Origin of the sequence: Leeuwenhoekiella sp. ZYFB001 (genome assembly GCF_011784865.1) — a bacterium.
GTDB lineage: Bacteria > Bacteroidota > Bacteroidia > Flavobacteriales > Flavobacteriaceae > Leeuwenhoekiella > Leeuwenhoekiella palythoae.
Map to the genome: position 1 here is coordinate 2,427,537 of NZ_CP050460.1, position 14,671 is coordinate 2,442,207.

The 14,671-nt window shown below is 44.7% G+C and carries 7 protein-coding genes; 2 read left to right on the forward strand and 5 right to left on the reverse strand.

Translation table 11 applies throughout. From position 1 onward, the window contains the following. Positions 1-206 precede the first annotated feature (206 nt). From HCN54_RS10385 to HCN54_RS10405, 5 genes are all read right to left on the reverse strand, one after another. A complete protein-coding gene (locus HCN54_RS10385; RefSeq protein WP_167597742.1) occupies positions 207-1,157 on the reverse strand; it encodes a glycoside hydrolase family 43 protein in 951 nt (316 codons plus the stop codon). A 138-nt stretch (positions 1,158-1,295) separates the two neighbouring features. Then, positions 1,296-2,240, reverse strand: a complete 945-nt coding sequence (locus HCN54_RS10390) for an alpha/beta hydrolase (RefSeq protein WP_167597743.1) — start codon at positions 2,238-2,240, stop codon at positions 1,296-1,298. After that, entirely contained in the window at positions 2,227-5,193 is a 2,967-nt protein-coding gene (locus HCN54_RS10395) for a glycoside hydrolase family 2 protein (protein WP_167597744.1), read from the reverse strand. Before HCN54_RS10395 ends, HCN54_RS10390 begins: the two co-directional genes overlap by 14 nt. 10 nt (positions 5,194-5,203) lie before the next feature. Next, positions 5,204-6,328: a glycoside hydrolase family 88 protein gene (locus tag HCN54_RS10400; protein WP_167597745.1), complete on the reverse strand. Its 1,125-nt coding sequence runs from the start codon at positions 6,326-6,328 to the stop codon at positions 5,204-5,206. Between the two features lie 25 nt (positions 6,329-6,353). Continuing rightward, positions 6,354-9,086, reverse strand: a complete 2,733-nt coding sequence (locus HCN54_RS10405) for a glycosyl hydrolase (protein ID WP_167597746.1) — start codon at positions 9,084-9,086, stop codon at positions 6,354-6,356. Positions 9,087-9,343: 257 nt separating this feature from the next. Between HCN54_RS10405 and HCN54_RS10410 the strand changes: the two genes are divergently transcribed. Together HCN54_RS10410 and HCN54_RS10415 are read left to right on the forward strand one after the other, a co-directional pair. Continuing rightward, complete coding sequence (locus HCN54_RS10410; RefSeq protein WP_167597747.1) at positions 9,344-12,499, forward strand: SusC/RagA family TonB-linked outer membrane protein; 3,156 nt, start codon at positions 9,344-9,346, stop codon at positions 12,497-12,499. Between the two features lie 28 nt (positions 12,500-12,527). Then, the gene (locus HCN54_RS10415) at positions 12,528-14,630 is read left to right on the forward strand and encodes a RagB/SusD family nutrient uptake outer membrane protein (protein ID WP_225599068.1); all 2,103 of its coding nucleotides are present in this window, start codon (positions 12,528-12,530) and stop codon (positions 14,628-14,630) included. Positions 14,631-14,671 lie beyond the last annotated feature (41 nt).

Below are 14,671 nucleotides of genomic sequence, written 5' to 3' on the forward strand. Positions count from 1 at the left end.
TCAATATCGAAAAGATTAGAAGGAATCATAGCTTCCTAAGGTTCAAAACAGTCGTGAAAAGCTCCAGAAGATTGGATTGATAGCGACGAAGAGCTGGAGTTGATTCTTGAAGCATCTCTGATGAGAAGCTGAAACAAGTTCAGCATGACGATTCAAAAACCTAAATGTTAGCGCGCGATTATATTGCGTGCTTGTACTTCTAAATCTTATTTATCGAGAAATGCTTCCTGAATCGCTTTCAATTCTTCAGTAGAAACCTGTATCGCAGTACCGTGACGTATGCCGTCAGGAAAAGAAACCTGATCAGAAATATCAGTCCAATTTTTTAAGTCGGTTGACTGTACAGCCCCGTATTGATGCTCTGTATACTTATCAAAATACACCAACCACTTGCCATCCTTCTGAATCGCGGTAGGACCTTCTGCCCAATACTTCCCGGTGATGGGAGCGCTCGCTTCAGAATAAGGTCCGGTTAAAGTTTGTGCGGTAGCTACTTTTAAGTTTTTACGTGCAGGTTCGCGGGTTTCATCTTTTAAGAACATCACATACTTTTCACCATCCCACTGAATCGTCGCATCTATCGAATTGAAACCGGGTTCGTATAAAACCTTGGCCTTGGTAAACGCTTTAAAATCTTTGGTGATGGTATAATACATTCTGTGATTGTAACCGGCATCTTTTTCAGATTGCGTTTCAGGATACAATCCGGGGATGGTAGTCGCCCAGTAGATCATATATTCATCGTTTTGCGCATCATAGGTAATTTCCGGAGCCCAACAATTACGTGCTGTTTCCTCGTGTTGCATCACCGGGATAAGCTGCTGCTCAGACCAGTTGATCAAATCTTTAGAAGAAGCATAACCAATTCCACGTTCGGTCCAGCCGGTGGTCCAAACCATATGATAGATGCCGTCGCCACCTTTGATCACTGCAGGATCCCGCATTAATTTTTGCTCGCCAACTTCAGGTGTAAGAATCGATTGATCATCATTCAACGATTGCCAATGTAAAGCATCGGTGCTGTAGGCTAAATGCAAACCGTCTTCTCCATTTCCTTTAAAATAGGTAAAAATATAAGCTGGATCTTGAGCTTTGCACGAGGTGAAAGTTAAAGCTAGTATTAGACAAATAGAAAGGGTTTTGAGCGTAGGTAACATGTGTATAGTTAATTTGATTCGAAGCAGACCGTCCTCTCGAGCGCAGTCGAGAGGTTATTAATCTCATTTTATAATCATAAGGTCTCGACTGCGCTCGACCTGACACCTAGATGTCTAGCGTAAACCAATTGATGCCTTTTATTCAGTAATCAAGTCGTGCTTTTTCATCCAAAGGCTTAGTGCTGCGGGCCAGGAATCGGCCGTGTGGGTGCGTCCCATTCCAAAACCGTGGCCGCCATCTTCATACAAATGCATTTCCGCTGGAACTCCGGCATCTTTCAAGGCTAAGTAGTAGTTAATGCTGTTTTCTACAGGAACCGCGTAATCATCGGTGGCGTGCGCCAGAAATGCCATCGGAGTTTCGGGCGTTACCTGATACTCGCCGCTATACGCATACGCAGCGCCTCTGGAGGCTTTCTTCCCTAATAAATTATCCTTAGAACCCTGATGCGTAATACCATTTTGCATACTGATCACGGGATAGATCAATACCGAAAAATCGGGTTTTGCGGAAATGCCTTCGGTGGCATCATAAACCTTATCAGCATAATGCGTAGCTGCGGTTGACGCCAAATGCCCTCCCGCAGAAAAGCCCATGATTCCCACTTTTGAAGTATCAATGCCGTAAGAAGAAGCCTGCTCGCGCACATAGCGAATGGCCCGTTGCACATCCTGTAGTGGCCCTATGCTTTTATCTTCCATAATCGCATCGCTGGGGAGTCTGTACTTTAATACAAAACCGGTTACGCCTTGCTCGGCAAACCAGGCAGCAAGCTTGTAGCCTTCTTTATCAATCGCGAGATGCCCATAACCACCACCCGGACAAATCACCACGGCAGTTCCGTTGGCCTTGACGGCTTCGGGCTCGTAAATGGTCAAGGTAGGATCGGTAACCTTATCTACACCATACACCTGCCCGTTATCAGCGTGTTGTACTTCTTGATAGGCTGCATCGGTTTTACTGTTAGGAACTCCGTTTTCCCAAAGTTTGACTTCCTTTTGTGCATGAAGACTGTTCATACTCACAAAACTAAAGCCAAAAACCCATACGAATACCGAATAAACGGATTTATAATTCTTCATAAAATTCTATTTCTACTATACGCAACTGCCCTTTGGCTGCTGCCGCTTTATCGTCTTTAAATAAATCAAGTTCCTTATTGGGATCAACCTCAACAATATCATTAAACCCATCTTCCTCCGTTTGAGCTCCGGCCAACTGCACCGTGATCTCATTGGTTTTTACCGTTTTTAGAGGTATAGTGATATATCCCAGACTTTGCCAGGACTCGCCCTCAAAGAGCACCTCATCTCCTGCTAAAATACGCAAAGGATATTTTTTCCTGCGCCAACCGGTCAATTTAATCACGCATGCATTGACCTCGGCTTCCTTGGCTAAGGTATAGGTGATCCAACCGGTTTTTGCTTGACCGTCATTGCGCCATTCGGTGAGTTCATTATCATCATAACTCAGATACGGTTCATCGTCTTCATTAGCGGTTCGTGCCGAACGAATAAAAACCGGTTTACGTTTCCACGAAAAAGAAGAAGTTTTAGGTGTAGGACCGCGGTCGAGATAAGAAGGCAGATCTGCACCGGGGAGTACACTTGCCAATCCGTTTTGGGTTTCAAATGCTTCGGAATCTAGTTCTATAGAAGCATTTTTGATTCCGGAAGCTTTAGCTTTAATCTTGATGCTCCCGGCCTGCGTCGTAGATTGAATCATCACGCGATTTACACCATTTTCAACCGGAAGCACTTTCGACTGAATGTAATTATCAGGACCATCTGCAATTCCACCCAGCCAAGTTGCCGGACCATCCAGTTCAAATTCGATCTTAGAATTATCAAGCGGACAACGCTGCCCGTCTTTATCGACCACTTCCACTTCAAAAAGCGCAACATCTGCACCATCGGCTTTAAATGGAAGTTGTGCTTCTAAATGCTTCAATCGTATACTGTGTGGTTTTCCTGCAGTAAATTTTTCAGTAGTACTTAGTACATTATCTTGCTCGTCATAGCTCACGGCTTTGACACTACCGGGTTCATAGGTTAGGTTTTCAAACGTAAAAAGAAAACTGTAGTCTTTCTTACCAAAACCTTGCGAAGTTCCGTTGATAAATAGTTCGACTTTTTCACCGGTAGAAACCACATAAAAATCTTTTTGTGTGCCGGGTTGATAATTCCAATGCCCCAGCATATGCGTGCTGTGCTTTTCTGGGTCTACCCAACCATTCCACATCACCTGATGTGCAAAATAGCCGTCTTTAGGAATTCGCATCGGGTCAACTTCCCCACTCGTACGGTAATTTTGTTCCCCGCGATAATGTGTGTTGGAGTCTGAAAAAATAATATTCACACCTCCCGAACTCACACGGTGACCGGTTCCCGGGCGGGCTTCATAATAATCATGCCAGCGAATAACATCCTCGATCGCGTGCCGATCCTGATTGTGATTGTAAGACGTTGCCGGTTCTCCTTTGTACAAAGGTCCGTCACCCTCCTTATGAAAAGGTGGTGAAAACTCATCCCAATATTTGCGCATCCCTTCATCCCGACTGTACTCAGTAGCCCACATCGGGATTCGTGCACTTTTATTGATGTAAAGCATCTCGCCACCATATTCTGCTTCACGGCTATCCAGCATTTCACGCGAACCGATAGCACGCCCGCCAAAGGGGTCGTAGGTATCGCGTAAGCTTTTCATCTCGGCCATATGCGCCTCACTAATGGACTCATTCCCGCTTTCATAAAAAACAATACTGGGATTATTTCGGTTGTAGATTATTGCGTCACGCATCAGGTTGGTACGTTGTTTCCAATGGTCTCCCTGAGAATCTTTTTCGGCATCCCCGGCAGGCATTGCTTGGAGCAGGCCCACGCGATCGCAAGACTCGATATCCTGTTTCCAGGGAGTCACGTGCATCCAGCGTACAAGATTTCCGTTGCCTTCGACGATCATACGATTGCTAAAATCACTCAACCACGCCGGGACAGACATCCCGATCGCCGGCCACTCGTTGCTGGTGCGCTGCGCATAGCCTTTCATTTGCAGTACGCGATCGTTGAGATAAACTTTTCCTTCTTTGAATTCGGTCTTTCTAAAACCGGTTTGGGTACTGACTTCATCAATGACGTTACCATCAACTTTCAACATCGATTTAACCGTATACAAATACCCGTAACCCCAACTCCAGAAATTCAAATCATTGAGACGTTGTGCTGCGGAAACTATCGTGCGCTCCCCCGGTTTAAGACTAGTTTCCGCTCCCGAAAATTCAGCAACCTTTTTATTATCCAGGTCAAAAACAGCTACCGAGAACTGAAAAGTTTTAGAGGTGTCATATTCGTTCTTTACTTCAGATTCGACGTGAATGGTAGCCGCTGCCTGTGGAATATCAAAAGCCGTAGCATAGACATAAACTCCCGTAGTTTCAAGATTTGAATACAGCGGAAGCGTTTGATATAAGTTATCGGTAATGTGCATGAATACATTTTTAGGAATCCCGCCATAGTTTGCATTAAAATTGATATTATTCCACCTATAGGTTGCATTAGTGCTGCGCTGACGGTAATGCCAATCATTGTCTATACGCAAGGCAATAGAATTCTCCTTCCCGTCAAATACAACGATATCGCTTAGATCTAAACCAAAAGCCATCACCCCGTTTTCGTGCAAACCTATCTGTTTCCCATTTACAAAAATGTCTCCACCTTGACGGATGCCTTCAAATTCTAAAAAGATCTTTTGTCCCTTTGCCGCTTCCGGAAGTACAAAATTTTTACGGTACCACACGATCCCTGTGCTGTGCTCATCAATGGCTTTTAAAAAGGCCTCCTCTTGATTGTACGCGTGCGGCAGCGTCACCTGCGTCCATCCTTCGGTGTCAAAAGAGGTAGCTTCAGCTCCTTCGATCTCACCGGTTTTAAACTGCCAATCACTATTGAAATTATAGGTTTGGCGCTGTGCAAAAAGGCTTTGCAGCGTAACTGCAAAGCCCAGTAGCATAAGTATATTTTTTAAGCGTTTAGGCATCCCTTAAATTTTAGTATTCTAAACGGTACAATTCGGCTCCTGCCAGCAGAAAGCAACCCAAACCATAATCTTCAAAATCAGGGATCTTCTCATAAGATAGCGGCTGCCCGTCTTTAGGTTCTTTTCCGGTAGATTGCAACCAACCTAAAAAGCCATTCTCGTGAAGCGATTCTGAGATCATCGCATTCCAAGCTTTGGTAATTACCGGCAAGTACTTTTCACGGTCTAATAAATCGTTGTTGATTCCATAGGCGATTCCGTAGACAAATAAAGCCGTACCCGAAGTTTCTTTCCCTCCAAAATGCGTTGGGTCGTGCAAACTCACATTCCAGAACCCATCTTCGCGCTGAACTTTTACAAGGGCTTCAGCCATTGCTTGCAAATCTTCAATATATTGATCGCGGTGCGGAGCATCCTCAGGAATGATCGAAAGCGTCTTTGCCAACGCAGCGATTACCCAACCATTACCACGGCTCCAATACGAGTCTTCTCCGTTAGGCTCAGTGTACGGCGGATCAAAATCAGCGTCACGCCACCACAAACCATCTTCCGGATTGAACAAACCCTTTTCACCAATAACGTTGCGGCTTTCCATATACATCTCGTACATCTTTTCAAAATAGCGCGCATCATTTTCCAGTACGCCCATTTTAGCAAAAACCGGCATTCCCATTTGTATGGCATCGATCCAATCCCAATCGCCATTTTGTGGTGTTACCAAAAACTTTTGCATACAGGCTCTGGTGTTCTTCAGCTTTTCAGGATCGGGTTGCAAATTGTACAAATCAATGTAAGTCTGCGCTGCATCATAATCATCTGCATTACGGGTTTCATTTCCACTGCGGAAACCCCACTGATGAAAATCGGCCCAGTCTAAAGCATATTGATAGTATTCTTTTTTAGGGTAGATCTCATGTAAGGCCATCAAACCTTCATAATACACGCCGCGCGTCCAAATGTTACTCGGGCGTTCTTTATTGGTGATGATGGTTTTGCCTACATCAGGCCATTTCTTCATAAAATACGCATTGGCAAGTTCCATTTTTTCGAGCACATCATCCCGATTGATCTGTTGCTGCGCCGCACAATTAAAGTTGAATGCTGCCAAAACAGCTAAAACCAGTAGTTTTCTCATCTATATTCGTTTTATATCTCGTGAATTATTTTGTTTCTATAGCCAATGGTACCAGTTGAACAGGTCCTAAAAGTCCTGAAGGTGTGGGTTCCCAAACGGTGGCATCAAAAGCTTTATAATCTTTATTTACCATATTGATCTCGTAAAAGGTCTTCCACTCTTCCCCGTGCAATTCTTTAGCGCGAAGTCGGTTTGCCGCCAGATTGGTCACTTTAATGCTCAAGGTGTTTTCTCCTGCTTGTAAGGCACCAAGCTCTAAACGATACGGCGCCGACCAGGCAGTACCAATATAATTATCGTTAAGCCACACCGCAGCACTTTCTCTCACATCTCCCAGATCAAGTTGCCATGTATCTGCTTCGCTTTCCGGTTTAGTAAACGTGGTGGTATAGGTTGCCGTGCCCGAAAAATGCTCAGCATCTGCGCCAAGTGTCGTCCAAGATTTTAAGCTGCTTAAGGTGGCAGCTTCCGGAAGTACAGGTCCTCCTTCTTCAAAGTTGATGTTCCATTCGGTTTCTAGCGGAATTCCTTCAGCCATCGGCGTCGTATACGCCCAGTGTTCTTCAGGCAAACTCCAATTGGTTTTTAAGATCAACGCATAACCCGAAGCTATTTGAACTTTAACCTCAGCCTGCCCTTCGATAGTACGAACGGCTGCGGCACCCACTTTTCGCGTAAGCGGATCTAAAAGCACGGCATTATCAACCGTGCCTGATAACGGGATATAGGTATCAATAGCCTCTGAAGTATGATTGACCAAATAGTAGATCTTAGAATTGCCTTGAGCTCTTCTGATGAATTTCAATCCCGATCCTACTAAGGTTTCAGGATGCACTTCCGCTGCACGTAGACCTGATTCTAAAGCAGTAATGGCTAGATTATTTTTAGCGATCAGGTCTTGAAGTGCTGCAGTTTGTTGTTCATATTCAAAATATCCGGGAACGCTTTCTGGTAAGCCGGTAAAGATCACAGAAGCTCCGGCGTTTTTGAGTGCTACCAGTTTTTCTAAACTGGCTAACGGCATAAATTCGCAATCCGGAATCACCAAAGCTTTATAAGTTCCGCCGGGTAAAACAATGTTGCCATTTTCTACTTTAGCTTGTTTTAGAAAAGCATCCGATAGAAAATCTACTCCGTAGCCCTTATCCATCAAGGTGTTTGTAGTCTCATAGAACGGCGTGTCAAGCAACCACTCATTTAAAGAATGGATCTTAAACTGAAAGAATAAATTTCCTTTTTTATAACTGTTGTACTGATCATAAATAGGCCAATACAATAAGGTCTCGTTATCTGCTTTTCCTTCTTGTAAGACCGATTGCACATTACCGAGGTAGCCAAACAATGCCGAAGCATCTTTCCAAATGGTATTCTTCGGACTAAAATTTACTGAAGCATAGAACTTCCAGCCCGGCCATCCGGCACGCTCCGGAGAATAGGTAGAACCGTGTAAGAAAATATGATTCACGCCATTGAGCAGTAATTCTTCCGCTTCGGGCTTTGCCTGAGACAAGGCTGTTTTAAAATGCTCTCTAAGCCAGGTAAAAGTTTCTGAGGAAATAAGCGGTTTCCCTGCGATATGACCTGCCGAAGAAGAGAATTTGAGCATCACGGGATCTGCATCGCCCGTGCGAATATTTTCTTCCTCACGTCGAAACCCTTTGATATCAAAAGGCATCGAGCCAAAAGTCTCACACTCCGGGATATCTGCCGAAGCATAAAGATCAATAAGATTCCCCGGCGAACCGTGGGCTTGTAATTTGGTTTTAAATCCGTGCTGGTTTGACCAATCGGTCCAAGGCTCATTGAATTGATGCAGGAGTAAATCAGACAGTGTTTCACGATAATCGCTCTTGACGCGGTTTCCTAAATCGTTATCGCTATCACTCAATAAAAGATTGATGTGAGGTTTAAGGTCATAACCCCGCCATTGTTTAAAAAATTCAAAAAACTTCGGTGTAAAATCGGTACCATAAACTTCGTAGCTGTCGTTAAAAATCGCGCGCAGATGCCCTTGAATTTCGGCAAATGCTGTATCGTACGGTTGTACATAATCTTCAAAAGCCTCTTGAGAGTAATGATCTAAGGTATAGCCGGCACCTCCCGGAGCTGCCCGCTTTACTTGCTGCCCGGTTTTGCCGGTAAACAAAGCATACACCGTGTAAGCAGCATCTTGCGCGGTCCACTTTAATTTGTTTTCAGTTACATCTGAGGTTAGATCTTTAAAATTACCCTTAGTATCATAAGCCAGCACAGCGCTCAGGGACGCTGGCTGCCGTTCTTTAGCATCCGGCTTTAATTCTTGATCAAAGACCTCTCCTTGCTTGAGTTCGTACTTTTGAACAACCAATTTAGTCGCGGCGAATTCACGCTCTACCTGAGGGCCACCATACGGCCATCCGGTACCCAAAACCATATCTACACCAAGCCCCAAGCTGTCTGCTGTAGTGATTGTATAATCAAGCAGCTCTAAATATTCCGGAGAAAGAAACTCGAGAAATTGTTCTTCTTCGCCTTTAGCGCCATATATAGGAGTGATCTCTACGCCGCCCAATCCGGCTTTTTCAAAAGCGATTAGATGTTCTTTGATATTAGGTTTATCTACTGCGCTTCCCATCCACCACCAGCGCGTCCAGGGCTTAGCGGTTTGTGTCAATTCTGGCCAAAGCGCCGCATCAGTAGCGACCGCCTGGGTGTTCTGATGTTGACAGCTAAAAAACAATAAGCAACCCACCACTGTGGAAAAAAGAGAAAAACGCATAAAAGAGTGTTGAAAATTGAAAATACAATGCATTGCAAAGCGCTTCAAGTTAGGCTAAAATTAGAAGTTCAAGAAGCATTTGCTATCCTGTGCCGTCCTGTGGATAGATAGACCAATAGGATATAAAAACCAAAAATTAACATAAAGCAGGATACTACAGCACAGTAAGTACAGGACACCTACAACGATTTCATTAACTACTTTTAAAACGCAATTAACAGATTTATGGTTAAATTTTCTTAAAACCTTAAGTAAACATGAAACAAACAAACAAATTTTTTCTACTGTGTTTCAGTATACTGATGCTCTCCACCAGCTTGTGGGCTCAGGAAAAAGCGGTAACCGGGACCGTTACTGATGCTGACGGAATGCCGCTGCCCGGAGTTAATGTTTTGGTACAAGGCACTCAGCGTGGAACACAAACCGATTTTGATGGTAACTTCAGCTTACAAGCTGCCCAAGGAGAGACCTTGCTTTTTTCTTTCCTCGGAATGAAATCGATTTCGCAAGTCGTAGGTGCACAAAACTCCTATACGATTACTTTGGAAGAAGACAGTGCCGAACTCGATGCCGTAGTGGTAGTTGGGTATGGAACGCAGAAACAATCTGACCTTACAGGAGCGGTTTCTTCAGTAAGTTCTGAAGAACTGCTTACACAACCCGTGAGTAACGTATTTCAAGCCTTACAAGGTAAAGCTGCCGGGGTAGACATTACCAGCAGCGAGCGTCCCGGTACGGTAGGATCGGTACGTATTCGGGGTAACCGCTCGTTAACTGCGAGTAATGCACCGCTTTATGTAGTAGATGGGGTGCCGCTACTTTCAGCTTCTTCTATTGAAACGATCAACCCAAGAGACATCGAGTCGATCAACGTATTAAAAGATGCTTCGGCTACCGCAGTCTATGGATCGCGAGGGGCTAACGGGGTGATCATCGTAACGACTAAAAAAGGAAAAACCGGCCGATTTACCCTGAACTATTCGGGTACGGTGACCACTTCTGATATCGTTGATCGTGCACCTGCAATGAGTGCAGCAGACTTTATTGATTTTAGACGTTGGGCGGCATACAACCTCGATCCTGAGACGTATGCTCACCCAGACAGTCCTACTTTGGCGAATGACACCAATATTTTTGACAGTCCGCTTGACGGGCAGACTTCACGAGATAACGTTTTGCAAGGTTGGCAAAACGGAAGCTTTGATGCTTCTCGCGTGCGCAACACCGATTGGACTGATTTTGTAACGCAAACCGGAATCTTAAGCGAGCATACCTTAAGTGCCAGTGGGGGTACCGAAAAAGTCAACGCATACGGTTCTGTGGGTTATGTAAATAATAAAGGAACGCAAAAAGGACAGTTTTACGAGCGTTATACTGCCAACTTAAGTGCAAGTATTAAACCGGTAGATTGGTTTCAGTTTGATGCCAATTTTAACCTATCGTGGAGTGAGCAAGATTATGGTTTCTCTACTTTAGGGGGTCGTAGCGGTTCGGTACCTAATGCGATTTACGGCGCTGCTAAAAACATCTACAATATTGCAGTGCCCTATGATGCCGATGGTAATTTAGTGATCAACCCGGGAGGTGAGACCACCATTTATACCATCATTGGCGAAGAGAATAAGAGTACCCAATTATCGCAAACCTTGCGTGCGCTGGGTAGTCTTAGCGCTACCTTTGATTTTGGAGAGATCTACCAACCTTTAGAAGGTCTAGAATACTTAATTCGTTTTGGACCTGACTTTCGTCACTTCAGAGAAGGGGTTTATATTGACGGAAGTTCATCACACCGCATCAATTCAGACGGTTCCTTAGGTACTAACTATGCGCGTCTGAATAATCGACGAGATTTATCGTGGACGCTGGATAACCAGATCAACTACAGTAAAAGTTTTGGAGAGAAACACAACCTTGATGTGACTTTACTGCAAACTGCTTCTTCTTGGAATATTGAAAGTTCAGGCATGTCTGCCAACAATATCCCAAAAGCCTCTATGCTGTGGAATAATTTCGGTGCGATAGACCTTACCAATTCGGAAAACAATGTAAGTATTGGCTCTAACCTTAACGAGCGTCAGTTGAGTTCGTATATGGTGCGTTTAAACTATGGTTTTGACAGCAAATATTTACTTACAGTTTCAGGACGTTGGGATGGTGCTTCACAGTTAGGTGCTGGCAATAAATGGGACTTCTTCTCCTCTGCCGCACTGGCCTGGAGATTAGATCAGGAAGATTTTCTTGCGAATGCAGATTGGGTGAATAACTTGAAACTGCGTTTAGGATATGGTACTACAGGTAACTCAGCGGTAGATCCTTACGCTACTAAAGGAGATATTATTTCGATCTTCCTTCCGTTTAACGGACTTTCGAATCAAATCGGGTATACGACCAATGAGCCGTATTATTCCAGATCTCAATTGTCTTTAGCCAACCCGAATCTGGGCTGGGAGAAAACCACACAGTACAACTTAGGGGTAGACTTCGGTTTGTTTAACAATCGTGTTTCGGGTAGTTTGAACGTGTATAAATCCTATACTTCAGATTTATTGATGTCGGTTAATATTCCTACCCTAACCGGGTTCCCTTCTACCATCGCTAACATTGGTAGAACCAACAACAAAGGTTTTGAAGCAAGTCTGAATTTAATTCCGGTAGCGAACGAAAAAGGCTTCCAATGGGCTTCAGATCTTAACGTAGCGTGGCAACGTGACGAAATCGAAGAATTAGCCTACGGCGAAAATGATATGGTAGACAACAACTGGTTTATCGGCGAGTCTATTGGTGTGATTTACGGGTACGATAATGACGGGTTGTGGCAAGACACTCCCGAAGATCAAGCTGAAATGGCCTTATGGAATGAGAACGGATATGATTTTAGCCCGGGTAATGTGCGCCCTACCGATCAGAACGGCGACTATGTTATGAATGCAGACGACCGCACGATCTTAGGCAATACAACACCACGATGGACTTTAGGCTGGAACAACTCCTTCAGCTACAAAGGTTTTGAATTGAGTACGCTTATCATCTCCCGTTTAGGATATAAAGCCAATATAGGCGGTGAGGCGATGACCGCACGTTCTAACCAGCGTGAGATCGATTACTGGACGCCAGATAATACCGATGCTGCTTTTCAAAAGCCTATTTTAGGTCAAGCGACTTCAGGATCTCAGGATGAATTCTCAGGGTTATTAGGGATTCAGGATGCCGGTTTTGTTAAGATTAGAAACATTTCACTGGGTTATAATTTTTCTCCTGAGCAAAGCGAAAAAATGGGCTTAAACAACTTGAGAGTGTATGTACAAGCGGTAAACCCGGGAAGTATTTATCAAGGGGCTGCTTGGTATGATTTTGATACCAACTCTACCATTTTCAACCGAAGCTTTGCTGTAGGTTTAGACATCGGACTATAATCCTCAATTGAATTCAAAAAAGAAAAAGATGAAACTAAATATATTAAAAAGAAGTAGTACTATTTTACTCTGTGGCGCGCTCGCTTTGGGCAGCACCTCGTGTAAAGATGATTTTCTCGATGAAGAATTGACCAACCAGTACTCTACAGAATATTTTGAAACTGCTCAGGGTCTTGAAGATCTTACAGTTTCCCTTTACGGAAATATCAGATGGCATTTTGGGTACGAATGGGCCTATGGGTTGACCCTCTATGGTACCGATGAATTTACCAACGCCAATGACCTCACTAATGAAATGTGGAACACCTATGACAACCGCTTAAACCCGGTAGGTGCAACGCCCGAAACCGGTGCGGCCAACAACAACGCGACCTCACCTGCGGCGCTTTGGGATCAGATGTATTACGGGATTGCTTCGGCAAATACTATAATCGCTAATGCCGAGGTGATTGAAGATGAGGGCATCCGCAACCGCTGCCTGGCGCACGCGCATTTTTTAAGAGGCTATAATTACTACCGCCTTGCCGCACAATACGGAGGTGTGGTATTGCAGTTAGAGCCTGCCGAAGGTGTGGTACGTAACTTTACCCGAGCGACTGATGAAGAGACCTGGGCGCAAGTCATTTCTGACTTTAGAGAAGCTTACAATTACTTTGAAGGTGAAGTTTACACCTATGGAAAAGGGGTAACCTGGACTAAAGCTACCGCAGCACACTTCCTTACCAAAGCGTTATTGTTTAGAGCTTCTGAGCGTAACGACGATTGGAATGCAGAATACATTCAAGGAGACCTGAATGAAGCGATCGAAGCTGCTACTTATGCGATCGACGCGCGTGGTGGGCTCGCTGCGGATTACCGTGATTTATATGCCAACTGGACGGGTGTTGACAGTGAAGCTGAGCAGTTAGACGAAATTCTAATGGCTGCGCCGCACAATGCAGATGCATCGACTACGGGACGTTTCGGAAACCGTACGTATAACTATTTCACGCCACAATTTTCTAATTTCTCAGGAGGTTGGGTACGTCGCGGCGTATGGATTGGAGGTATGGATTTTCAGCGACTGCGTCCTACCGAATATACCTATGCGGTTTTTGACCATGTGAATGATTCGCGTATGTGGAAAACCTTTAAAACGGTATATGGCGTAAACAATGTGATCAACGCCGATGCCGGAGTGGAATTGGGAGATCCCGGAATTGTGATGATCTTGAATACAAAAGATGACGATACCTATAATGACTTTACTTTTGGTGCAAATATTCAAAACCCAAATTGGTCAGACGTTGACGGGCGCTTACCCGAATGGCGTCAAGGAATGCGTCAAACCGAGACTTCAGGTTCGCTAACCAGTACTCCGGGGCAGTTTGTACCCAACTCGTTAGTGTTGTATCAAAATGGGCAGTATGTTTCGCCTGATTTTAAGAGTACCCCCATTTCAAACTTTTTCGCCGGAATCAACAAGACCGACGACGGTTCTCGTTTCGCAGAAAAAGGAGATGCGCACCGTGACGTGACTATGGCGCGCTTGGCAGAAACCTACTTGCTGCGTGCAGAGTGTTATGCGCGTTTACAGCAATACGGCAATGCGATGAACGACCTAAACACCGTACGTGCGCGTGCTGCTTGGAAAGCAGGAGAAAACCGTTCGTATTATATCGATGGCTCTGTTGCATTTGAAAACAACAGCCTCAATACCGGTTCGGCGGCTACCAATTATGTCAATTCCAATTTGAATATGAATACCTATTACCTTTCTAATCCGGATGTGGAAGTAACCACAGCGGCTTCTGACCTGAGTTTGACCTCTTTCCCAGACAACCTGCCTGACGAAGATGAGGCGGTGCTTGCGGCTTTGGGCGTTTCCGGATCGTATGAGCGTGCCCTTCATTTTATCTTAAATGAGCGTACCCGTGAGCATTTAGGCGAGTGGATGCGCTGGGAAACGCTTTCTCGTACAGGAACTTTGATTCAGCGTGCGCGTGCGTTTAATCCACAGGCGACCAATATCACCGAGAATAAGCACGAACTGCGTCCGGTACCGCAATCCTTTATAGACGGATTGCTCAATGAAGACGGTTCTAACCTGTCTCCGGATATGAAAGCCGACTGGCAAAATCCGGGTTATTAATTCGTACCACACGCTTTAGCCTACGGGCTCTAGCATGTTAT